Consider the following 23199-nt stretch of genomic DNA (forward strand, 5'->3'; position numbering starts at 1 on the left):
GTAGGAGCAGAAACGGATGCGAGTGAATAAAAGAACGATCCGCCGCACGGGGCTGATATTGGCTGTGCTAATGTGCTGCATGTCTTTAAGCGGCTGCTATTCCGTTATGGGCACGTCAAACAGTGGAAGCACGATCGTCCAGCAGGAGAGTGCTCCCTACGTTGATACGGGTGAGGCGGATAGCGCTGTGGCTGAGGATGCGATCCAGGAGGATGATGGTGAGCGGGCCTATGTGCTGTACTTCCCCAATGAGGATTATACCCGCCTGACGGTAGAGGTCGCCTACAAGGCGGCGGATGAGGGTAAAAGCCGAGAGGAGACGGCGATCGACCTTCTGCTGGCCGGCCCCAGCTCGGACGATCTGCGTCCCGTCTTTGACGAGGGGGTCAAGGTGACTCGATATGAGCAATCGCTGGATCTGATGAATATTTATTTTACAACGGATCTGCTCAATATGAGCGATGAGGATATCTTGCGCGCCCAGGCCGCGGTGGCCAATACGCTGACAGAACTGGGGGAGGTCAAGCGCGTGGCGTTCTTTTGCGAAGGGCGTCTGATAAAGGTGGGCAACCAGCCGCTGATGCCTGGCCAGGCTATCCAGGAAGAGCTGGATGCCTACATTATGCGCAAATTGATCGACCAGTTTATGCTGCCCGAGGAGATCACCCAGCGCGAAGTGGTGCTGTATTTTACGGATGCCAACAAGCGCTATATGCTTCCGGAAACGCGGACGGTCCGCTTTACCTCGGATGATGATGCGGACTATATTCTCGATGCGCTGTTCCGCGGCCCCAGCAGCACTGAATATCTGTCAGCCTCGGTATCTTTTAAGCTGGAGGAGGGGCAAAAAACGGCGGTCAGCCGGGACAGCAGAGGTTACGCCACGGTAGAAGTGCCGTTATCACAGGATTATGTAACCGACTTTGCCGAATTTGACAAACAGCGCACCTTGGAATTAGGCGCTATCGTGTACAGCCTGACCGGTTCTATTGACCAAGTACGGGATGTAAAATTCATTTGTAATGGCGAGCGGGTGTTGATGGACGAACTGGATGTGAACGGCGACGGGCGGCTAAGCCGGTTGGATTTCCTGGATTATGTGGGCAACCGGCTGGTGTTGTACTATCCGGATAAACAGATGACCGGTTTGCAGAAGATCCAGCGCATCATCAGCTGCAATAGCTATCATGACATCGACATGCGCCTGCAGGAGCTGCTCAAAGGTCCCTCTAAGATCGGGATATCCTCCAGCGAAGGCAACCTGACCTGGCCGGTAGATACGGCTGCGCAGATGCCCGGCTTTACAACGAAGGTGGAGGAGGACATTCTATATATCGATTTTGACAGCAGCTTCTACAACCTGTGTGTGAATAGTCTGACCCAGCAACAGGAAGAATATTTAACAGTATATGCCATCGTCAACACCATGACGGAGGTCACGGGCATCCGGCGCGTGGCTTTTCTGCGGGATGGGCAGCCCGTCGAAACCCTTAAAGGAAACATCCGCTTGAGCGAGCCGTTAATGCGCAACCCGGGGGTGATTTTGAATTCCGGAACGGGTGAGCGCTAGGCCCGGCTATCTATTTAGAAAATAGCAATATCTTGCGGCCTGCTGGAAAAAGAAATAGCATCGTCGTTATGACCCAAAATTGGAGGAGAAAGCATGGCTCTCACGTATCAGCAGATACAGTTGGAAGATAAAGAGCAAATCGACACCTATTTAAAGCCCTATCATTTTGAAAATTCAGAACTGACCTTTATGGATCTGTTCGTTTGGCGAAAGTCCTGGTCCTTTGAGTGGGCCCAGGGTGACGGCGCGCTGTATATCCGCGGCAAAGGTCCGGATGGGAGCTGCTTTGTTTACCCGCCCTTTGCCCGAGACCGCGAAAGCTTGGTACGGGCGATGGATCATTTGATCGCCCAGGCAAAAGAGCAGGGTAAGCCGCTTTGTATGCGCGAGATTTCTGAACCGCTGGCCGGTGAGCTGCGCTGCCTATATGCCGATCAACTGATTTTTACCTATAATGATGATTATTCGGACTATGTCTATAACCGGCAAGACCTGCTGGAGCTCAAAGGTAAGCGTTACCATGCCAAGCGCAACCATGTCAACCGTTTTAAGTCGTTATATGCGTACTGCTACGAGCCGCTCTCACCCGAAAATGTGGAAGAGTGCGCACAGGCGGCCGCGCGGTGGGAACAGCTTAAGCAGGAGGCCGGCCTTACCCAGGAGGAGGCGCAGACCATAGCCTATGAGCATATCGCCCTGCGGGAAGCGCTGAGCCATTTTGAGGCCTTGCAGGCGCAGGGCGGGGCCATCCGCATCGATGGGCAGATACAGGCGTTTTGTGTTGGAGAGCTGCTTACGCCACAGGTGGGATGCGTGCATTTTGAGAAAGCTGATGCGCAATACCATGGCCTGTACGCGGTCATCAACCAGGAATTTATCGCCCATACCTGGCCGGAGGCGCTATACATCAACCGGGAGGAGGACATGGGCCTGCCGGGACTGCGAAAGGCAAAACAATCCTACTATCCGGTGAAAATGATCCGCAAATACCGGGCGGAATTGCGGTAGAAGAGGGAAGGATATACAGATGGATATTCGCACCCTAACCATGGAGGATATGGGGCAGGCCAAAGCGCTGTGGGACGCGGCGTTTGGGGATAGCCCCGCCTATCGGGACTGGTATTTTGCCAACCGCATCCAAGAAGGCTACTCGCTGGGCGCCTTTGAGGGGGAACAAATGGCCAGCATGCTGCATATGCTGCCCTTTGAGCTGGATTGGTACGGCCGGCCGCTGGCGGCCGCGTGCATCGCAGGGGTAGCGACCTGGCCTTGCCAGCGCAAGAAGGGCCTGGCCAACGCCTTACTTAAGGCATGCTTTGAACAGCTTAAGGCGCGGGGCATCCCTCTAGCCTTTCTGTATCCTTTCCGCCAAAGTTTTTACCGTCCCAGCGGGTTTGCCACGGTGAGCGATATGGATAAGATAACCTTTTCGGCCGGCAGTTTAAGTGCGATTGATGCGCAGGGCTACAAGCTTTTGGAGCACGCGCAAACCCCCAACTTAAGCGGCATACGCGAGGTTTACCACGAGATGACCGCCAACTATACGGGTTATGCGCTGCGGGATGAGCGGGCATGGCGCCTGCGCGCCCAGGAGTGGGCGGCCGATGGCGGCTCGCTCTTATGGCTGGAGAAAAATGGCGCGTGCCGGGGTTATGCGCTATGGGCCAGGGATGGCGAAAAGGGCGTTGTGGAGGAATGGGGCGCACGGGACCTTGCGGATTTCGCCGCGCTGTGCCGCCTGCTTTTAGAGCGCTGTGGCGGCACCGGCTCTTTAGAGATGCTGGCGCCCCCTGAAACGCCGGTATTTGAATGCCTGCCGGAGCGAAAGGATGTGCGAGTGGAGCGGATACCCTATGCCATGATGCGGATACTGGATGTGCCCAAGGTCGTCATGCCGGCTATAGCCAAAGAAACACAGGACGAGGTTCTGCTCGAACTTGATGATGGAATAATAGCAGAAAATGCAGGAAAATGGATTATTTCTTGCAAAGTGAGCGTGGCGCAACGGCAGTATGATGCACGGAATTGCGCGTTAAAAATGACGGTTGGACAGCTGATACAGGCCTTAACGCACTATGGAAGGGCTGCGGAACAGGCGAGATGGGGCGTTTTTCCCGGTGAAAAACTCAATTTCAGTGCAGATAAACCGATTTTGCTATGGGATAAATACTGAACCGATAGGGCAATGTTAAAATCCTTATAGGATACTTGAAACACGAGAATTATTGGTATAAAATGATAGTAACAGATAGAAAACCTGCATGGGACGCATCTGCCTACCAGGACAAGGAGGGGTGAGGACAGGTGCGCTTCGTTTATCTATAGCGCTTAAAGGAGGCTCATACATGGAACTTCAGATTCAACCCAACATGGTCAATATGATGGGCCTTACCATTTCAGAATCTGTGGTTACTTTTTTTGTGGCCAGCGTTGTGGTCGTCCTTGCGGCGATTCTGGTACGCCACTTTGTCATCAGCCGGTTTAAAGAGGCGGATGAGAAGCCCGGACGATTCCAACTGGTGTTGGAGTGGGCGGTAGAAGCGGTGCAGAACTTTTCCAAAGGGATATTGGGCGGAAATGCCCACTTTATGAGTTCGTATGTCTTTTGCATCGGGCTGTTCATTTTACTGGTGGGATGGATCGACCTTTTCGGGCTGCGCACGCCGTTGAGCGATTTAAACGTAACGGCGGGACTGGCGATCATCACGTTTGTTATGATCAACTTTTTTGCCCTGCGCAAAAAAGGGCTGGGCGGACGGATGCGCTCCCTGGCCACGCCCAATGCGCTGTTCGCGCCGCTGAGGATGCTCAGCGATGTGGCGGTGCCCGTTTCGCTGGCCTGCCGGATGTACGGCAACCTTCTGGGCGGCACTATCGTTTTGGAGCTGCTACGCAGCGTACTGCTCAGCCTGGTTAAAAACTACTGGTTCGCGGTGGTCCCCGTAGCGCTGGCAGGTGCAATGCCGGGCATATTGTCGATTTATTTTACGTTATTCGATGTCGCTATCCAGGCTTACGTCTTTATGACGTTGAGCGTGACGTTTGTCAACGAGGCGATTGAATAAACGGGATTATTTCCCGGGAAAAAGTGATGGAGGTACGGAAAATGGATTTGGGCTTGTTAGCAATTGGTGTAGGTATAGTGGCGCTGTCTCTGTTGGGCGCAGGCTTAGGTATGGGCATGGCGGTATCCAAAGCCATGGAGGCTGTGGGCCGGCAGCCGGAGGCCAGCGGCAAGATCAACCAGATTTTGCTGGTAGGCTTGGCGATGGTGGAGTCCGTTGCAATTTACGGCTTTGTTACGGCGCTGTTGGTCATTTTCGTACTGGGTGCAAAATAACGGTTTTGAGGAGAGAACATGAGTATTGATATCGTCAGTGTTCTGCTGATCATCGCCAATGTGCTGGTGCTGTATTTTGTCCTCAATAAGCTGCTGTATAAACCGATTGCCAAGTTTATCGGCAGGCGTGAGGAAGCCATCGGGCGGGCGCGCGACCAGATCAACCGCGGCAAAACGGCAGAGGCGGATGCTAAAGCGCGCGCGGAAGAGATTCTGGCGCAGGCACGCGCCCAGGCGGAAAAGCTCTCCGCCCAGATCCAGGAGGATGGGCGGGCCCGCGCGGACGCGATGGTGGCCCAGGCCAGGGAGCAGGCTGAGGGCATCGTACAAAAGGCGCGCGAGCAGATGGAGAGCGAGCGCGAGCAGATGCGCCGCCAGGTGCGGGAAGAGGCCGTTGGCTCCGCGCTGGCGTTGACGAGTAAAATGCTGAAACGCGAGGTCACCCGTGAGAACAACCAGGACATGATCGACGAGTACCTCGAAAAGGTGGGATAAAGTTTGGAAAAGCTCAAGGGACAGATCTATTCGGCCTACCCGGTACAGGGCGATGGGCTGCGGCTGCTGGAAGAGAAGTTTTCCAAAAAATATGGCCAGCCCGTAACACTGGAATGGGTGCAGGACGACGAGATTTTGGCCGGTTTCAAGGTTGAGATCCTCAACATTGACCAGGCGCCCCGCAAGACGTATGATTACAGCTTATCCGGGCAGCTGGAGCAGCTTAACCGGGAGCTGATCGCTGAGGTGGATGCGAACGATGCCGACCTGAGCCAGACACTGAAAAACCGCATTGCAGATTACGCGCCCAGGGCTACAGAGCGGGATACCGGCTATGTCATCACCGCCGGTGACGGGGTGCAGCGCATTTCGGGGCTGCGCAGCGTAAAATATGGCGAGCTGCTGGCTTTTGAGGGCGATGCTTATGGCATGGCGCTCAACCTGACGGAGGATGAGGTTTCGGCCGTACTGCTGACCAATGCCGATCAGGTGGGCGAAGGGACGAAGGTATACGCTACCGGCCAGGTAATGGATGTGCCGGTGGGCGAGAATATGATCGGCAGGATCGTAAGCCCTTTGGGGCTGCCGCTGGATGGCAAGGGCCCCATCAAGACCGATAAGCGCCGGCCTATCGAGACGCCGGCCCCGGGAATTATGGACCGCCAATCGGTCAAGACCCCGCTGCAGACGGGACTGGTGGGGATCGATTCGATGATCCCTATCGGCCGCGGCCAGCGTGAGCTGATCATCGGAGACCGGCAGACGGGCAAGACGGCTATCGCCATTGATACCATCCTCAACCAGAAGGGGCAGGACGTTATCTGCATTTACGTGGCGATCGGCCAAAAGGCGTCTTCCGTAGCGCAGCTGGCAGGGCAGCTGGAAGCGGCCGGGGCGATGGACTATACCATGATCGTCAGCTCCTGCGCCAGCGACCCGGCGCCCATGCAGTACATCGCGCCCTATGCGGGCTGTGCGATGGCGGAAGAATTTATGTATGAAGGCAAGGATGTATTGATCGTTTATGACGATCTTTCAAAGCATGCTGTGGCGTACCGCACCATGTCGCTACTGCTTCGCAGGCCGCCGGGCCGCGAGGCTTATCCGGGCGATGTGTTTTATCTGCACTCGCGCCTGTTGGAGCGCGCGGCGCGCCTGAGCCCGGAAAAGGGCGGCGGATCGATTACCGCGCTGCCTATTATTGAAACCATGGCCGGCGATATCTCGGCCTATATCCCCACCAACGTGATCTCGATTACGGATGGGCAGATTTTTCTGGAGAGCGAGCTGTTCCATGCGGGCGTGCGTCCGGCGGTAAACGTGGGCCTTTCGGTATCGCGGGTGGGCGGTTCGGCCCAATGCAAGGCCATGCGCAAGGTGGCCGGACAGCTGCGTATCGACCTGGCACAGTATCGCGAACTTGCGGTATTCGCCCAGTTCGGCTCGGATCTGGACCGCTCTACCCAGGAGATGCTGGCCTATGGCGAGCGGTTGACAGAGGTGCTCAAGCAGGATCAGTATCAGCCCTTGACTGTGGCCCAGCAGGTGGCAGTGCTTTATATCGTATCGCACCGCATGCTTATGCAGGTGCCGGTCAACCGGATTCGCGAGTTTTGCAAGGCCTTCCTGGAGCGGCTGGGCGTCCAGCAAAAAGACGCGCTGCAAAGTGTAATGGATACGGGGGATTTGAGCGAGGCGGCAACCGCTGCCTTTGAGGATACCGCCCATGAACTTTTGATCCAGTGGGGCATCGAGGAAAAGAGGGCGTAGGATGCAAAATATTACCGATATCCGCCATCATATCCGCACTGTGGAACAGACGCGGCAAATCACCCGCGCTATGTACCTGATCTCGGTATCCAAGCGGCGCAAGGCGATCAGCATGGCCGCGGCCAACACCGCCTACCACAAGCGGGTACATGAAATGATGAAGGAGATTTTACAGCTGGCGCCCAATATCAGCCATCCGTTTTTGCGCAAAGAACACCCACAGCGCACGCGCACGGCCTACATCGTCGTTTCCGGCGATAAGGGGATGGCTGGCGCCTATAACCATAACGTGCTCAACCTGGCGACCGAGCACATGGCGGGGCGGGACGAGGTCTATATCTTTACGGTGGGCAATGTGGCGGCGGACTATTTCCAGCGCGAGGGATACCGGGTCGATATCGAGTTTTTGCATACGGCGCAAAACCCCAGTCTGCATAATTCCCGCCAGATCGCGCGCCAAGTGCTGGAACTGTATGGGATGGATGTGCTCGATGAGGTCTACGTAGTATATACGGAAATGGTTTCGGCCATCGTCCAGACGCCGCGGGTGGAACGGCTGCTGCCGGTCATGCTGGACGATTTTAGCGATGTTGAGGACATGGAGATTCACCCCAACCGGGAGCTGGCTTACGAACCTTCGCCCCAGGAAGTGTTCGATACCCTGGTGCCCCAGTATCTGATCGGTTCGCTGTACGGCTGCCTGGTGCAGTCCTTCGCCAGCGAGCACAGCGCCCGCATGCGCGCCATGGATACGGCCACCCGCAACGCCGACGAGATGCTCGGCAAGCTGCGCTTGCAGTATAACCGCGCGCGCCAGGCTGCGATCACCCAGGAGCTGACAGAGATCGCCGGCGCCGCGGAATCGCTGCTGCAGGGCCCTCAAACCTGAGGCGCGGCTGGAGGGGAATATAGGAAGCGAGGAATAACGCAATGGCAAATGAAGCAACACCCAATAGGGGCGTATTATCCGCTATCATGGGCCCGGTTTTGGATGTACGCTTTCCCATGGGGCATCTGCCCCATATTAAAAACGCGCTCTACGTCAACGATGGCGGGCGGCAGGTATGGATGGAGGTATCCCATCACGTAGGGGCCGAAGTGGTGCGCTGCGTGGCGCTGCAGGCCACCGAGAGCCTGAGCCGCGGGCTGGAAGTTATCGATACCGGCGCGCCGATCTCGGTGCCGGTGGGGCCGGAGATGTTGGGACGCACCATCAACGTGCTGGGCCAGCCCATCGATAACGAAGGGCCGATCCAAAGCAAGGTGACCTGGCCGATACACCGGCCCGCCCCCAGCCTGGAAGAACAAAACCCGGCTGTGGAGATTTTGGAGACCGGCATTAAAGTCATCGACCTTTTGGCGCCCTATGCCAAGGGCGGCAAGATCGGCCTGTTTGGCGGCGCTGGCGTGGGCAAGACCGTACTGATTATGGAACTGATCCATAATATCGCCACCATGCACGACGGATGCTCTGTTTTTACCGGCGTGGGCGAGCGCAGCCGCGAGGGGAATGACCTGGTAAACGAGATGCACGAGTCCGGCGTTATCAAAAAGACGGCGCTGGTCTTTGGACAGATGAACGAGCCGCCGGGATCCCGTATGCGTGTGGCCATGACCGGGCTGACCATGGCCGAGTATCTGCGGGACGCGATGAACCAGGATGTGCTGCTGTTCATTGATAATATCTTCCGCTATATCCAGGCGGGGGCCGAGGTCTCCGCACTGTTGGGACGCATGCCCTCGGCCGTAGGCTATCAGCCCACCCTGGCCGACGAGGTGGGCGCCCTGCAAGAGCGCATCGCCTCCACGAAAAAGGGGTCGATCACCTCGGTGCAGGCTATTTACGTGCCGGCGGACGACCTGACGGATCCCGCGCCAGCCACCACCTTTTCGCATCTGGATGCCACCACGGTGCTTTCCCGCCAGGTGGCGGAGCTGGGCATTTATCCGGCGGTGGATCCGCTTGCCTCAAGCTCGAGGCTGCTGGAGCCCACGCTTTTAGGGCAGCGCCACTACAGTATCGCCCGGCGCGTGCAGGAGACCTTGCAGCGCTATAACGAGCTGCAGGATATATTGGCTATCATGGGTATGGAAGAGCTCAGCCAGGAGGACCGCACCATTATCTACCGCGCCAGAAAGATTCAGCGCTTCCTCTCCCAGCCCTTCTCGGTCGCGCAGGTGTTTACCGGGAACGAGGGGCGGTATGTGCCTTTGCAAAAAACTATCGATAGCTTTGCCGCCATTGTGGATGGCGAGGTGGACGATCTGCCGGAAGCCGCCTTCTTTATGGTGGGAGATATCGACGAAGCCAAGGCAAAAGCAGAAACGCTGAAATAACGGCCGCCACTGGCGGCCCAGTGACAGAAGGGATTGCGATGGCCACATTATTTCCAATCGAAATCGACACGCCGGAGCGCCGGTTTTTTGAGGGGCAGGTGGAGTCCGTCATCCTGGATACTCCGGATGGGAAGATCGGGATCATGGCGGGGCACCGCCAGATCACCTCGACCCTGGATGTGGGGGAGATCGCCATCTTGCAGGACGGGGCGTGGAAGCACGCCTTTTGCTCTGCAGGCTTTTTTATCGTGCTGGATGGAAAGCTGACCATTATGGCGCAAACGGTAGAATGGCCGGAGGAGATCGACGTGCGCCGCGCCAAAGAGGCGCTGGAGCGGGCCGAAGAGGCGCTGCGCCAGAAGCAGAGCATCCGCGAATACATGCTCTCCAAGGCTTCCATGGCCCGTGCGATGGCGCGATTGCGGGTGACCAACCAGCACAATGTAAATAACTAAGGGCCAAAATCGTTTGACTTGTGGCCGTTCCTCTCTTAACATGGAGGGGAGCGGCTTTTTGCTGCCAAACAGGATGGGGGTATGAGGTTATGATCGAGCTGGTAACCGGCGGCGCGCGCAGCGGCAAAAGCAGATTTGCCCAGGCAGAAGCGGCGCGCTTGGGCGGCAGGATCGGCTATATCGCCACGGCGCAAGCCTTTGACGAGGAGATGCGCGCGCGCATCCAAAAGCACCGGCAAGACCGGCCCGCTACATGGCGTACCTTTGAAGGGCACCGTGACCTGGCGGAGTTTTTATATCGGAATCCGGAAATAGATACCTGGCTCTTGGATTGCGTGACCCTGTGGATCACAGGATTGATGTTTGACCATGGGGGCGAATGGATACAGCCATCATCCGAGATGGTAGAGCAGGCAGAACAGCTGGTGGCCGCACAGGTGCAGGAGCTGCTCCAGGCGGCCGAAAAGAGGGAGAAGCACTTGATCCTGGTGACCAATGAGGTGGGGATGGGACTGGTGCCCGAAAGCGCCTTTGGGCGCATTTTCCGCGATATCGCCGGGCGCGCCAACCAGCGCATTGCGGCCCGGGCGGATGCGGTATATTTTATGGTTTCGGGGATCCCCCTGCAGATCAAGGGGGCGCAGCGGTGAAAACGATGACAAGGCGGCTGATCTTTGCCTTCCAATTTATGACGCGGCTGCCCATCCGCAAAAACCTGGACCTGCAGGAGGGGGATTTTGCCGGTTGCAGCGTGTTTTATCCGCTAGTGGGGCTGTTGACCGGCGGCGTGGGCTGCCTGGCCGCTTGGCTGGCGAATTTTTTACAGCTCCCCCTGCTGACCGGCTTTTGCGCGGTATTGGCTATGGTAGCGGTAAATGGGGCGCTGCATTTGGATGGGCTTGCAGACTGCTGCGATGCGCTTTTTAGTGCCCGCAGCCGCGAAAAGATGTTGGAGATCATGCGGGACAGCCGATTGGGCACCATGGGCGCGGTGGGCCTTTTTGCCGACCTGGCCGCAAAAACGCTGCTGATCGCCCCGGCTGCCACGATGACGTATAGCGTGTATGGCGCAATTTTGCTGGCGCCCCTGGTGGGCAAGGCATGTATTGCGGCCATGGCATTTCTGGGCCGCAGCGCCCGGCGCGACGGCCTGGGCGTGGCGGTGATCGACCATATGAAGGGCGGATACCTGCTGATTAACCTGTTGGCGGCGCTGGCCGGTGTCGCTGTCTGGGGACGCAGTCTGTATTGGGGCGCTGCGGTGCTGGCCGGTCTGGCGCTGGCTATGCTTATGACGCTTTACTTTCATAAAAAACTGGGCGGGATCACGGGAGATTGCCTAGGCGCGGCCAGCGAGATTGGAGAGATCGGCTTTTTGCTGGCGCTGCGGGTTATAAGCGTATGGGGGTAAAAAAATGCGATTGATATGCGTGCGGCATGGGGCCACGCCGCTTTCTCAGCAAAAGCGGCTGTGCGGGTGGACAGATGTGGCACTAAGCGCTTTGGGACGGGAGCAGGCTGTCCGCACGGCGCAGGAGCTGCGTGGGGGCGGGTATCGCTTTACAAAGGTCTATGCAAGTCCGCTTTTGCGTTGCCAGGAAACCGCGCGCCTGTTGGCGCCGGGAAGAGAAATTATCCTGCTGGCAGAAATGAAAGAGAGTTTTTATGGCGCCTTTGAGGGGATGGATCATGCCCAGGCGCAGCGGGCCGACCCGGAGGGCTACCGGCGCTGGATGGAGCATTGGCGCACCGTGGGGCCGCCCGGCGGGGAGAGCTACGCGCAGGTGCTCGTCCGGGTGCGCCGCGGCCTTGGCCAAATAATGGAAACGGCCGGCCCAACAGAGACCGTACTGCTGGTCAGCCACGCGGGGGCGCTATCCGCCTTGTATGCGCTGCTCAGCGGGCAGGATGAACCGGTCTGCCATCTGCGGCCGGCCGGCTGGTACGCGGCGGGATTTTAAGCGATATTTGTCGGTCCGCCCTTTTCTTTTGCGGGCGTATGCGTTATAATTTTGTAGGTATTGTGCTTATAAAGCAGTATGGTAGAAGGGTACCGATTAAAGACAGGTAGCATGGAAGGATGGCCCGGCGGCTTAAGACATGGGGCCCGCGCATCCTCCAACGGCCGAAAACGAAACGAAGAGGTGTGGAACATGATTTGGGACCCCCAGTTTGAATGTATGCCGCATAGCGATATGCGCGCGCTGCAGCTGGAGCGGCTGCAGAAAATGGTGCAGTATGCCTATGACAGGGTACCGTTTTATCGCAAGAAGTTTGACGCTATCCATTTAAAGCCTTCGGACATCCATAGCCTGGAGGACGTGGCGAAGATTCCGTTTACCGTAAAGAACGACCTGCGGGATCATTACCCCTATGGCCTGTTTGCCGTGCCGATGAAGGAGATCGTGCGCATCCACGCCTCCAGCGGTACCACGGGCCGCTCCACGGTGGTGGGTTATACAAAAAAAGATCTGGATACCTGGTCCACCGCCATTGCGCGTATTGCCGCCCAGGGCGGGGCTACGGATAACGATATCGCCCAGATCGCCTTTGGCTACGGGCTGTTTACCGGCGGGTTCGGTCTGCATTACGGGCTGGAGAAGCTGGGGGCGGCGGTTATTCCCATGTCCACGGGCAACACCGAAAAGCAGATCAAGATCATGCGGGATTTTGGGTCAACGGTGCTGGTCAGCACCCCCTCTTACGCGCTTTATATGGCGGAAGTTGCGGAAAAAGCTGGATCCAACCCGGCGGAGCTTCCGTTAAAATACGGCCTGTTCGGCGGCGAGGGTTCGACCGAGTCCATGCGCGCGGAGATCGAGCGGCGTTGGGACATGCAGGCTACCGAAAACTACGGTATGAGCGAGGTCATGGGCCCGGGCGTTGCGGGCGAATGCCTGGAAAAGCACGGGATGCATATCAACGAGGATCTGTTCTATGTGGAGATCATCGACCCGGAGACCGGAGAGGTGCTGCCGGAAGGCGCAAAGGGCGAGGTGGTCATCACCACGCTGTGCAAAGAGGGCATCCCCATGCTGCGCTACCGCAGCAAGGATATCTCTTACCTGATGGGCGAGCCCTGCCCCTGCGGACGGCTGACCACCCGACTGGCTAAGATCGAGGGCCGCACGGATGACATGCTGATCATCCGCGGGGTCAACGTATTCCCCAGCCAGATCGAAGAGGTGCTGATCTCCATTCCCGAGGTCGGCCCGCATTACGAGATCATCGTTTCGCGCAGAAATTATCTGGATGTATTGGAGATCAATGTGGAGGTGGCCGATGGGAAGCTGTTGGAGAGCTTCAGCGGCCTTGAGAAGCTGGAAGAGGAGATCAAGCGTAAACTGCGGGTCATGCTGGGGCTGGACGCTAAGATCAACCTGGTGGAGCCTGAGACGCTGAAGCGCTTTATGGGCAAGGCGCAGCGGGTGACGGATTTACGCAATTAAAGTGAGGATGACGATATGAAAAAGCTGATGTTGGGTAACGAAGCGGTTGCGCGCGGCGCCTATGAGGCGGGTGTGCGCGTAGTATCCTCCTATCCCGGTACGCCCAGTACCGAGATCACGGAGAACATGGCCAAGTATGAGGGCCCCCACGTTGAATGGGCGCCCAATGAGAAGGTGGCCCTGGAGGTAAGCTGCGGGGCGAGCTTTGGCGGCGGCCGGGCGATGAGCTGCATGAAGCATGTGGGCCTGAATGTCGCGGCGGACCCGCTGTTTACCGTATCCTACACCGGGGTGAATGCGGGTCTGGTGGTCGTGGTGGCGGATGACCCGGGGATGCACTCCTCGCAAAACGAGCAGGACAGCCGTTTTTACGCCCGTTCGGCCCATATCCCGATGTTGGAGCCGGCGGACAGCCAGGAGGCAAAAGACTTTACCCGGCGCGCCTTTGCGCTGAGTGAAGAGTACGATACGCCCATTTTACTGCGCATGTGTACGCGTATTTCCCATGCCCGCAGCATGGTGGAGCAGGGAGAGGTGGAGCAGGTAGCGCTCAAGCCCTTCCAGAAAGACCCGATGAAATACGTGATGATGCCCGGCATGGCGCGCGCCCGTCACCTGGTGGTGGAGGCGCGCATGGAGAAGATGGCGCAAAACGCCGCTTCGCTGGGCTTTAACCGGGTGGAGATGGGGGACAGCAAGATTGGCATCGTGACGGATGGCACGGCCTATCAGTACGTCAAAGAGGCGATGCCCGAGGCCTCGGTACTCAAACTGGGCATGGTCTATCCCATCGCCATGGATCAGGTAAAAGCGTTTGCGCAAAAGGTGGAAAAGCTCTATGTGGTCGAAGAGCTTGAGCCCTTTATTGAGGATCAGCTGCGCGCGGCAGGCATCTCCGTTTCTGGTGGAAAAGACCTGTTCGGCCGGCAGGGCGAGCTGACGGCCGCCAAGGTTGCAGAGAAGCTGGCGGGCCGCAAGATGGATGCAGCGCCCGCGGTGGAACTGCCCCAGCGTCCCCCGGTGCTTTGCCCGGGCTGCCCGCACCGCGCTACGTTCTATGTGCTCAACAAGCTTAAATTAACGGTTACCGGCGATATCGGCTGCTATACCCTGGGGGCGATGGCGCCGCTGAGCGCGGTGGATGCCTGCGTTTGCATGGGCGCCAGCATCGGTATGGCTCATGGCATGGAAAAAGCGGGCGGCGAAGCGGTATCCGAGCATACCGTAGCGGTGATCGGCGACTCGACCTTTATCCATTCCGGCATCACGGGGTTGATCGACATCGTTTACAACAAGGGCAATGCTACTGTACTGATTCTGGATAATTCTACCACCGGTATGACCGGCCACCAGCCCAATCCGGCTACGGGCAAGACCATCCGCCTGGAGGATACCTACCAGGTGGACTTGAAGGCGCTGTGCCAGGCTGTGGGCGTACAGCACGTGCGCGAGGTGGATCCCTTCAATATGAAGGAGCTGGAGCAGGCCCTGCGGGAGGAGACGGCGCGCAAGGCGCCCTCGGTCATCATCTGCCGGCGGCCCTGCGTCCTGCTTTCCAAGCAGCAGACCCACTCGCTGCGAGTGAATAACGACGCCTGCCGCAATTGCCGCGCCTGCATGAAGATCGGCTGCCCGGCCATCGAAAAACGGGATAAAGGCGTTTGGATCAATCCGGCGCTGTGCAATAGCTGTGGACTGTGCGTGCAGATGTGCGCCTTTAGCGCAATTGAAAAGGCGGGTGAATAGAGAATGAAAAATCTCGATATATTGATCGTGGGCGTCGGCGGCCAGGGCACGCTTCTGGCCAGCCGGATCTTGGGGCAGCTGGCCCTGCAGATGGGGCTGGACGCCAAGGTGTCCGAAGTGCACGGCATGGCCCAGCGCGGCGGCAGCGTGGTCACCTATGTGCGGATGGGCGAGAATATCGCCTCCCCGATGATCGAAGAGGGCGGGGCGGATTACATCCTGGCCATGGAAAAGCTAGAGGCAGCCCGCTGGCTGAACCATCTGAAAAAAGACGGGGCGCTGGTGGTCAACGATCAGGAGATCGCGCCGATGCCGGTGATCATGGGCAAGATGGCCTACCCGGAGGGACTGGAGGAGCAATTTGCCGCCTATGGCGTTAAGGTGACGAAGGTTGACGCGTTTAAGATCGCGGTCGAGTTGGGGAACCAGCGGGCCTTTAACTGCGTGCTGATGGGCGTTTTGGCCCGCAGTATGCCCTTTGCCAAGGAAGAATGGCTCAAGGCGGTTGAGGTATGCGTGCCGCCCAAGACCATCGCGCTGAACCAGCAGGCCTTCTTGAAGGGATACGAGCTGGGAGAATAATTTACAATTAAGAAATATGGCCGATCGGGGCGAAAGATAAAAAGCGGTTTTTATGAACCGCTTTTTATGATAGAATGGACTTATTAAGAAGGGTTAAGATCAAACAGACTTAAAGCGGAGGGAAACCTATGGTTAAACAGCTTTCTGTTTTCTTGGAGAATAAGCCGGGGCGCCTGGCGAAGATGACCCGCGTGCTGGGGCAGGAGTGTATCGATATCATCACGCTGTCCATTTCGGATACGACGAATTTTGGCATCGTGCGCGCCATCGTAAATAATACGGATAAGGCCTTGGACATCTTGAAAAACAGCGGGTTCACCATAAACGTGGCAGAGCTCCTGGCGGTTTATGTGCCGGATCATCCCGGTGGCCTGGCAGAGCTTTTGGCGCTGCTGGAGGATAAGCACATCAGCGTGGAATACCTCTATTCCTTTGTGCGCAAGCCGGGGGATAAGGCGATGATCGTCTTTAAGGTGGAGGACGTGGCCGCGGCGGAGCAAATGATTCGCGAGGCGGGAAAAGGCATCCAGCTGTTGGATGAAAAATCGGTCACCCAGGCCTAACAGACCCGGGCGCAATGACGGGGTGAGTAATATGAGGCCGACAAGGGCTTTGGTGGATTTGGAAGCGATCGGGCATAACATGCGCGCCTTTTGCCGTTTGGCGGGGGGTGCGAAGGTGATGGCAATCGTCAAGGCGGATGCCTATGGACATGGCGCCGTGCCGGTGGCGCGGGCCGCGCTGAAAAACGGGGCGGCTTTTCTAGGCGTGGCGATACCGGAAGAGGCATTTGAACTGCGGGATGCTAGGATCACTTCGCCGATTTTGATCCTGGGCAGCCGGTGCGAGGATGTGGCACAAGAGCTGGCGGCGTTGAATATCAGCCAGACGGTATTTGATATTGAGACGCTGGCCGTGCTGGAGACTGCGGCTAGGGCGGCGGGCCGCCGGGCTAAAATACACCTGAAGGTGGAAACCGGCATGAACCGGTTAGGTATCCTGCCGGGTAAAGCGCTTGAAGAGTGGCTGGACGCGCTACAGGCGTGCCCGCATATCGAGCTGGAAGGCATGTTTACCCACTTTGCAGATGCGGACGGCGCGCAGGAAGACTATACCCTGACGCAGGCGCAGCGCATGGCGCAGGCGGTAGCCCAGGTTAGGGCCAGGGGCTTTGCCCCCATTGTGCACGCCTGCAACACGGCGGGCATCCTGCGGTTTGCTCAGTTTGATTACGATATGGTTCGGGCTGGCATCGGCCTGTACGGCTATCCACCGGTAGAACCGCCCGAAGGGACCGTATTTAAACCGGCGCTCACCTGGCGCAGCGAGGTGGCCTTTATCCACGACTTGCACGCGGGGGAGCGCATCAGTTATAATGGCATTTATACAGCCAAGACCCCACGGCGGGTGGCGACCCTTCCGGTGGGCTATGCCGATGGGTATAACCGGCTGCTGAGCAATACGGGTTTTGTGTTGATCGGCGGGCAGCGCGCGCCGGTCATCGGCCGGGTGTGTATGGATCAATGCATGGTAGATGTGACGGATATTCCAAGCGTTAAGGTCGGGGATGAGGCCGTTCTCTTAGGGCAGCAGGGCGCACAGCGCCTTAACGCCGAAGAGATGGCGCAGCTTTGCGGGACCATATCCTATGAGATCCTGTGTAATATAGGCAAACGGGTGCCGCGCGTTTATTATGGGGAGTGAAAGGGAGCATGGATACGCCGATGGAGGCGGAATACAAAAAGCTGGGCCTGCGTCAGGAGATGAAGCGCCTGCGAGGGGCGTTGGACGCGGGGGCCAGGGCGCTAGCCAGCGAGAAAATTGCCCAGCGTTTGCTGGATAGCGGCCTGTGCGGCCCGGGCAAATGTGTGCTGAGCTACTGCAGCACGGGCAGCGAGGTAGAAACGGGTAGCCTGATCGCCGCCCTTCGCGAGCAGGGATGCGAGGTGCTGTTGCCCAGGATGGAAAAAGAGCGGGCGCTTAGCGCGCGCATCTTCCGCAGCGGCGACACATTGGTTCGGGGTTCTTATGGTATTGAGGAACCCTCTAAACACGCGCCGCAGCTGCCGCCCCAAAAGATCGATGTAATTCTGCTGCCGGGGCTTGCCTTTGACCGGGCTGGGCGCAGATTGGGGTATGGCGGCGGGTATTACGACCGTTTTCTGCCGCGCTTGCGCGAGGATTGCACCAAGATCGGCTTATGTTTTGACCTGCAGATCTTTGACGAGATTCCCCATGAGCCCCATGACGCACAGGTGGATTACCTGGTGGATGAAAACCGTATCATCTCCTGCGGGCAAGACGAGGAGGAAATAAATGGATAAGTGGAAAGTCTGCGGTAAGAACTTTTTGTTTTATATGGCGCTGGTGCTGGTGCTGCTGGCCATGATGGGCATGATCTTTCAGGCCATTGGCGTGACGGAGGATGATATGGTAGGCAATACCATCTTCCGTTCGATCTTTATGATCTGGCTGCCGGTGGCGGTCATTGCGCTTTTTGTGGTACGGGCACGCAAAAAAGGGTTTGCGGATATGTCGTATAATCTGATGATCGAGCGCAAAACCTTAAATGCGGGCGGACAAGCTTATCAGCCTACGCCGGAGGAGGCAGAGCACTGTTTTAAGCCCAGTAAGGGATTTCTCATCGGCTTTGTTTCATTTGCGCCGCCGGTGTTGTTCGCACTTTTGGCGTTACTCTTTTCCGGCGTGCCCAGTGCGTTTGCGGTGTTCGATCCGATCTGCCGCATCCTGCTAAACCCTTACCTGCTGCTGTTTGGCTTTGTGATCGACGATGTGATGGCGGCCTATGCTTTTTTGCCCCTGTCGCTGATATTGCCGCTGAGCTATGCGATCGCCTATTATACCGGCGGGCGCAGGTTCAGAAAAGAGCATCCTTCCCTGGAGGAGGAAAAGGCCCGGGCGCAGACGGCGGGCTAGCTTGTGGATTCCCTGCAGGGTATGTTATGATATAAGGATGGTGCTATACTTTTGCTGCGCATAATTGCAGGCCGTTTTGGCAGCCGTAAGCTGACGGCGCCACAGGGGCGGGATACGCGCCCCACCACGGACCGGGTCAAAGAGGCGGTATTTTCTATACTTTTGCCCTATCTGCCCGAGGCCAGGGTGCTGGATCTGTTTTGCGGATCCGGTGCGCTGGCGCTGGAAGCCCTTAGCCGGGGTGCCGCGCGGGCTACTTTGGTGGACCGCGATGCCAAGGCCATTGCCGCCGCGCGCGCCAATATCCACGCGCTGGGCGTAGAAGATGAGTGCGTGCTGCTGCAGCGGGAATGGGGACAAGCACTGACTCTTTTGCACACGCAGGGGTACCAGTTCGATATCGTGTTTTTGGACCCGCCATATGCCAAAGGGCTTTATACCCCGGCGATCGAGGCATTGTATGAAGAAAATTTGCTTGCGCCGGATGCGCTGATCGTAGCGGAGCACGATGCGGAATATACGCTTTTGCTAAACGATGCGTTCGAGCTTACCGATAAGCGCCGCTATGGCGATACGGCGGTATCTTTGATCAAGAGGAAAGTAACACCATGAGGACTTGTGTTTATCCGGGAAGTTTTGATCCGTTGACGCTGGGACATCTGGATCTGATCTGCCGCGCGCACGATATCTTTGACGAGGTCATCGTGGCGGTACTGGTCAACGCCAGCAAAAAGCCTGTATTTTCGGTGCAGGAGCGTATGGAGATGATCCGGGACGCGGTGACCGGCTTGGATCACGTAACGGTAGACGCCTTTGACGGCCTGCTGGTGGACTATGCCAAGTCGAAAAAGGCGAGTGTGATCCTGCGGGGTCTGCGCGCAGTTTCAGACTTTGAATATGAGTTGCAGATCGCAACCTTGAACAACGAGATGGCGCCGGATGTGGAGACGCTATTTATGATGTCGCAGCCGCAGTATTCCTTTTTAAGCTCCAGCATCGTGCGCGAGGTCGGTTCTTATGGCAGGGACTTGAGGCCCTTTGTCCCTTCGCAGATCGTCGACCGGGTGAGCCGGCGGCTCAGAAAATAAATAAGCGTATTACCTCAGTTTTGAGTGATTATAAAGTAGGAGGCGTAAAGATGAACATTCATTCTTTGTTAGATTATTTGGAGGCAGAGCTGGGCAAGGGCTCCAGCATGCCGTTAACCAGCCGTGTATTGGTAGACCGGGAAAAATGCCTGGAGATTTTAGAGGAGATCCGCGAGAACCTGCCCGAAGATATTAAAGAGGCGCGCTATATCGTCGAGCAGCGCAACCAACTGCTCTACGATGCCCAGCAGGAGTGCGACAATATGCTCTCCGGCGCACAGGAGAAGCTGAGCGCGATCATCAACGACCATGAGATTACCCGAGGCGCGTATGCCCAGGCGGAGCAGGTTTTGGCTAACGCCCAGCAGAACGCCCAGGAGGTGCAAATGGGCGCCAAGGTCTATGCGGACGATGTACTGGCGCAATTACAGAACTTTTTGGATAAAGAGCTGGAGGACGTTGTGCATAACCGCGAGGGACTGCGCCAGGAATAGGGGCTAAGGGAGGACGCTTGGAGGGGACATGTACGAAAACGATACCATACTGCGCATGCTTTCCCAGATGGAAGCGTTTTTGGAAAAGGTAGCCGGGCTGACCAAAAAAGATCAATTGGACGAGGCGCAGGCCTTGGTGGAAAAGACGGCGGTGGAACTGCTGAACCTGGACCTTCAGACGATGGAGGGTTTATCCTATACCAACCTGATCCAGATGGTAAACGATGGCTCGCAGAATATTCAGCCGCTTAAGACCAATATTGCCGCCAAGATTTTGGAGGCTTATGCCAGTGTGCTGCAGCGCCGCAGGGAGACCCTGCGGGCCGAACAGCTGCGGACCAAGGCCTTTTGTATGCTGCTCCTGCTCTTTGAAAGGGATACCTCTCTTACAGAGGAGCGGGATTATCTGCTGCGCCGGGGCAGTGAGATCCCGGTGGCCGTGCTGGATTATCCCAGCCTGATGCGGCTTTTTGCTATGTTTGAATTTTGCGGCGCATACGGATGCTGTGAGGATCTGCTTTTTGATATGCTGGCGGAGGACGACTTGGCGCCGCGCAAGGCAGAACTGGCTAATTTAGGTTTTGCCTTTTATACGCGCGTGCTGGCGCTTGAGGATGAGGCGCTGCAGCGGGGCAACCTGCCGCGGACAGAGGTGGAGGTGGGCTTTGCCCAGTTTTTAGCCCGGGTGCGCACCGTATCGGTGGAGCCCGGTAATTGGGAGCGGATCATCTGATAGGAGGGGAACAATGGTTAAAATTATCATCGATGCGATGGGCGGCGATCATGCTCCGGGTGAGGTTGTCAAGGGCAGCGTCGAAGCGCTGAGCAGGTTTGAGGATATCGAGATCACGCTGGTGGGCCAGCAGGAGGCGCTGGAAAAGGCGCTTGAGGGGATGTCATATCCTGAAGGAAGGCTCAAAACCGTATTTGCCTCTCAGGTGATCGAGACGGGCGAGGTGCCCGTGCGCGCCGTCCGCCAGAAAAAGGACAGCTCAATGGTGGTAGGTATGCGGCTTTTGGCCGGCGGTGAGGGAGACGCGTTTATCTCAGCAGGCAGTACGGGTGCGCTGCTCACCGCGGGTATACTGATCGTCCATACCGTGCCCGGCGTACACCGCCCGGCGCTGGCGCCTATTTTGCCTACGGCGCGGGATCCCTTTATGCTGATCGATTGCGGGGCGAATGTGGACTGCAAGCCCGTTAACCTGCAGCAGTTTGCCATGATGGGCAGCATTTATATGCAGGAAGTAGCGGGCAAAGAGAATCCCCGCGTGGGGTTGATCAATATCGGCGCGGAGGAGGAGAAGGGCAACGAGCTGACCCGAACGGTCTATCAGGAGCTTCAAAAGATGCCCATCAACTTCATCGGCAATGTGGAAGCGCGGGATATTCCGGAGGGAAATGCGGACGTGCTGGTCTGCGATGCGTTTGTGGGCAACGTGGTGCTCAAGTTCATGGAGGGCTTGGCCAGCACCATGTTTACCATGCTAAAAAAAGAATTGATGGCGACGAAGTTTTCCAGTATACTAGCACTAGGGCTGAAAAAACGCTTTGCCAGCTTTAAAAAATCCATGGATTATACCGAATATGGCGGCGCCCCGCTGCTGGGGCTGAATAAGTGCGTGATCAAGGCGCACGGCAGTTCAAATGCAAAGGCCTTTTGCAGCGCGATCCGCCAGGCGCGGGAATTTAGTCAAAACGACCTGAGCGGCAAAGTCCGCGAGGGGATTGCGCGCGCAGGCGCGGCCTTTACGCGGGACGTGTAAAGGACAGGCATAGAGATAGAGAATAGATTTTGAAGGATGAGGTGCTGAAAATGGTATTTGAGAAAGTAGCTACGAGGATCGCTAAACAGCTGGATATTGATGCTTCCAAGATCAACATGGAATCCCGCCTGATCGAAGATCTGAAGGCCGATTCTCTGGACCTGGTGGAGCTGGTCATGGATCTGGAGCAGGAGTACGACCTGGAGATCGCGGATGAAGAGCTGGAGAGCATGAAGACGGTTGCCGATATCGTCACGTTTATCGAGCAGCACTCTTAATTACAACGAATTCGGGCGGGCCCGGGGATTATGCCCCCGGGCCTTGATCGTGCTATTGTGCTATAGGGATGAGGAAAAATGGCGTATACCAAAGAACAATTTGAAGCGGATATCGGCCATCGCTTTTTAGACAGGCAGCTGCTGCGCTCTGCGCTGACGCATTCCTCCTATGCAGGCCGGCCGGAGGATTGGCCGCATAACGAACGGCTGGAATACCTTGGCGACGCCGTGGTGGAACTGGCGGTGAGCGATTGGCTGTATAACCATATCCCGCCGCTTCCCGAGGGGCAGATGACCCAGGCACGGGCGCAGAGCGTGTGCGAGGCGGCGCTGGCCGGGTGTGCGCGGCAGATCAGGCTGGGTGAGCTGCTGTATTTAGGCAGGGGCGAAGAGCTGACCCATGGACGGGAGAAAAACTCCATCCTTTCAGACGCGTTTGAAGCCTTAGTGGGCGCTTTATATCAGGATGCGGGGTTTGATTTTGCCAAAGATTTTGTGCTGCGTGCCGTAGGTCCGCTGCTGATCACAGCGCTAAACGGCGAAAATCAGGATTGTAAGACCCAGCTGCAAGAGCGGCTTAAACAGCTGCAAAGGGGCGATCCGGAGTATGTGATCCTTTCAAGCGAAGGCCCCAGCCACCGCCCGGTCTTTACCGCTGCGGTGGAGGCGGACGGACAGCGCCTGGGCCTTGGGCAGGGCGGCAGTAAAAAGGAAGCGGAGCAGGCTGCGGCTGCTGAAGCACTAGAGTGCCTGAAGGGGTAAATCTATAGAAAATAATGGCTTGAGTGCCGGCAATTTGTTTTAGTATCCGTTCCAGTCATAGCGCCATTTGTTGAACAACTACCTGTTTGCTGAAAATTTTTTAGGTAATTCAGTTGCATATTACAGGGCT

At 57.0% G+C, this 23199-nt stretch carries 27 protein-coding genes; all 27 read left to right on the forward strand.

All coding sequences use genetic code 11. The features are described from left to right. The first annotated feature begins 16 nt into the window (after positions 1-16). The 27 genes from H8699_RS11915 to rnc all read left to right on the forward strand — a co-directional run bounded on the left by H8699_RS11915 (position 17) and on the right by rnc (position 23069). Positions 17-1570, forward strand: coding sequence for a GerMN domain-containing protein (locus tag H8699_RS11915; protein ID WP_249285877.1), 1554 nt, complete (start codon positions 17-19; stop codon positions 1568-1570). A gap of 93 nt (positions 1571-1663) precedes the next feature. Beyond that, positions 1664-2578 carry a DUF2156 domain-containing protein gene (locus tag H8699_RS11920; RefSeq protein WP_249285878.1) on the forward strand — a complete coding sequence of 305 codons (915 nt, stop codon included), beginning with the start codon at positions 1664-1666 and terminating at the stop codon, positions 2576-2578. Positions 2579-2597: 19 nt separating this feature from the next. Next, entirely contained in the window at positions 2598-3743 is a 1146-nt protein-coding gene (locus H8699_RS11925; RefSeq protein ID WP_249285879.1) for a GNAT family N-acetyltransferase, read from the forward strand. A 172-nt stretch (positions 3744-3915) separates the two neighbouring features. Next, on the forward strand, positions 3916-4635 hold the full coding sequence (locus H8699_RS11930) for a FoF1 ATP synthase subunit A (protein ID WP_249285880.1): 720 nt from the start codon (positions 3916-3918) through the stop codon (positions 4633-4635). A gap of 41 nt (positions 4636-4676) precedes the next feature. Next, positions 4677-4910 carry an ATP synthase F0 subunit C gene (gene atpE / locus H8699_RS11935; protein WP_138295719.1) on the forward strand — a complete coding sequence of 78 codons (234 nt, stop codon included), beginning with the start codon at positions 4677-4679 and terminating at the stop codon, positions 4908-4910. An 18-nt stretch (positions 4911-4928) separates the two neighbouring features. Beyond that, on the forward strand, positions 4929-5405 hold the full coding sequence (gene atpF / locus H8699_RS11940; protein ID WP_249285881.1) for a F0F1 ATP synthase subunit B: 477 nt from the start codon (positions 4929-4931) through the stop codon (positions 5403-5405). 3 nt (positions 5406-5408) lie between these two features. Further along, a complete protein-coding gene (gene atpA / locus H8699_RS11945; RefSeq protein ID WP_249285882.1) occupies positions 5409-7175 on the forward strand; it encodes a F0F1 ATP synthase subunit alpha in 1767 nt (588 codons plus the stop codon). 1 nt (position 7176) lies between these two features. Continuing rightward, entirely contained in the window at positions 7177-8064 is an 888-nt protein-coding gene (gene atpG / locus H8699_RS11950; protein WP_249285883.1) for an ATP synthase F1 subunit gamma, read from the forward strand. A 41-nt stretch (positions 8065-8105) separates the two neighbouring features. Then, complete coding sequence (gene atpD / locus H8699_RS11955; protein ID WP_249285884.1) at positions 8106-9512, forward strand: F0F1 ATP synthase subunit beta; 1407 nt, start codon at positions 8106-8108, stop codon at positions 9510-9512. A 38-nt stretch (positions 9513-9550) separates the two neighbouring features. Then, on the forward strand, positions 9551-9967 hold the full coding sequence (gene atpC / locus H8699_RS11960) for an ATP synthase F1 subunit epsilon (protein ID WP_249285885.1): 417 nt from the start codon (positions 9551-9553) through the stop codon (positions 9965-9967). An 89-nt stretch (positions 9968-10056) separates the two neighbouring features. Next, positions 10057-10617 (forward strand): bifunctional adenosylcobinamide kinase/adenosylcobinamide-phosphate guanylyltransferase, encoded by a 561-nt coding sequence (gene cobU, locus H8699_RS11965; RefSeq protein WP_249285886.1) that lies wholly within the window; start codon positions 10057-10059, stop codon positions 10615-10617. A gap of 5 nt (positions 10618-10622) precedes the next feature. After that, positions 10623-11378: an adenosylcobinamide-GDP ribazoletransferase gene (gene cobS / locus H8699_RS11970; RefSeq protein WP_249285946.1), complete on the forward strand. Its 756-nt coding sequence runs from the start codon at positions 10623-10625 to the stop codon at positions 11376-11378. A gap of 4 nt (positions 11379-11382) precedes the next feature. Next, positions 11383-11928, forward strand: a complete 546-nt coding sequence (locus H8699_RS11975) for a histidine phosphatase family protein (protein ID WP_249285887.1) — start codon at positions 11383-11385, stop codon at positions 11926-11928. Between the two features lie 192 nt (positions 11929-12120). Beyond that, positions 12121-13416, forward strand: coding sequence for a phenylacetate--CoA ligase family protein (locus H8699_RS11980; protein ID WP_249285888.1), 1296 nt, complete (start codon positions 12121-12123; stop codon positions 13414-13416). Between the two features lie 15 nt (positions 13417-13431). Further along, positions 13432-15162, forward strand: a complete 1731-nt coding sequence (gene iorA, locus H8699_RS11985) for an indolepyruvate ferredoxin oxidoreductase subunit alpha (RefSeq protein ID WP_249285889.1) — start codon at positions 13432-13434, stop codon at positions 15160-15162. 3 nt (positions 15163-15165) lie between these two features. Further along, entirely contained in the window at positions 15166-15744 is a 579-nt protein-coding gene (locus H8699_RS11990; protein ID WP_147518839.1) for an indolepyruvate oxidoreductase subunit beta, read from the forward strand. Between the two features lie 128 nt (positions 15745-15872). Next, positions 15873-16307 carry an ACT domain-containing protein gene (locus tag H8699_RS11995; RefSeq protein WP_249285890.1) on the forward strand — a complete coding sequence of 145 codons (435 nt, stop codon included), beginning with the start codon at positions 15873-15875 and terminating at the stop codon, positions 16305-16307. 31 nt (positions 16308-16338) lie between these two features. Next, positions 16339-17448, forward strand: coding sequence for an alanine racemase (gene alr, locus H8699_RS12000; RefSeq protein WP_249285891.1), 1110 nt, complete (start codon positions 16339-16341; stop codon positions 17446-17448). An 8-nt stretch (positions 17449-17456) separates the two neighbouring features. Beyond that, positions 17457-18068 (forward strand): 5-formyltetrahydrofolate cyclo-ligase, encoded by a 612-nt coding sequence (locus H8699_RS12005; RefSeq protein ID WP_249285892.1) that lies wholly within the window; start codon positions 17457-17459, stop codon positions 18066-18068. Further along, a complete protein-coding gene (locus H8699_RS12010; protein ID WP_138295732.1) occupies positions 18061-18681 on the forward strand; it encodes a hypothetical protein in 621 nt (206 codons plus the stop codon). The genes H8699_RS12005 and H8699_RS12010 overlap by 8 nt, the downstream gene beginning before the upstream one ends. Before the next feature lie 51 nt (positions 18682-18732). Then, complete coding sequence (gene rsmD, locus H8699_RS12015) at positions 18733-19293, forward strand: 16S rRNA (guanine(966)-N(2))-methyltransferase RsmD (protein ID WP_249285893.1); 561 nt, start codon at positions 18733-18735, stop codon at positions 19291-19293. Next, positions 19290-19769 carry a pantetheine-phosphate adenylyltransferase gene (gene coaD / locus H8699_RS12020; protein ID WP_138295733.1) on the forward strand — a complete coding sequence of 160 codons (480 nt, stop codon included), beginning with the start codon at positions 19290-19292 and terminating at the stop codon, positions 19767-19769. Before rsmD ends, coaD begins: the two co-directional genes overlap by 4 nt. A 50-nt stretch (positions 19770-19819) precedes the next feature. Then, on the forward strand, positions 19820-20263 hold the full coding sequence (locus H8699_RS12025) for an ATPase (protein ID WP_249285894.1): 444 nt from the start codon (positions 19820-19822) through the stop codon (positions 20261-20263). A gap of 28 nt (positions 20264-20291) precedes the next feature. Next, positions 20292-20996, forward strand: coding sequence for a DUF6483 family protein (locus tag H8699_RS12030; protein WP_249285895.1), 705 nt, complete (start codon positions 20292-20294; stop codon positions 20994-20996). A 13-nt stretch (positions 20997-21009) separates the two neighbouring features. Further along, complete coding sequence (plsX, locus tag H8699_RS12035; RefSeq protein WP_249285896.1) at positions 21010-22029, forward strand: phosphate acyltransferase PlsX; 1020 nt, start codon at positions 21010-21012, stop codon at positions 22027-22029. Between the two features lie 50 nt (positions 22030-22079). Beyond that, on the forward strand, positions 22080-22307 hold the full coding sequence (acpP, locus tag H8699_RS12040; protein ID WP_138295737.1) for an acyl carrier protein: 228 nt from the start codon (positions 22080-22082) through the stop codon (positions 22305-22307). Positions 22308-22385: 78 nt separating this feature from the next. Continuing rightward, positions 22386-23069: a ribonuclease III gene (rnc, locus tag H8699_RS12045; protein ID WP_249285897.1), complete on the forward strand. Its 684-nt coding sequence runs from the start codon at positions 22386-22388 to the stop codon at positions 23067-23069. Positions 23070-23199 lie beyond the last annotated feature (130 nt).

It is taken from the genome of Luoshenia tenuis (assembly GCF_014384745.1).
GTDB lineage: Bacteria > Bacillota > Clostridia > Christensenellales.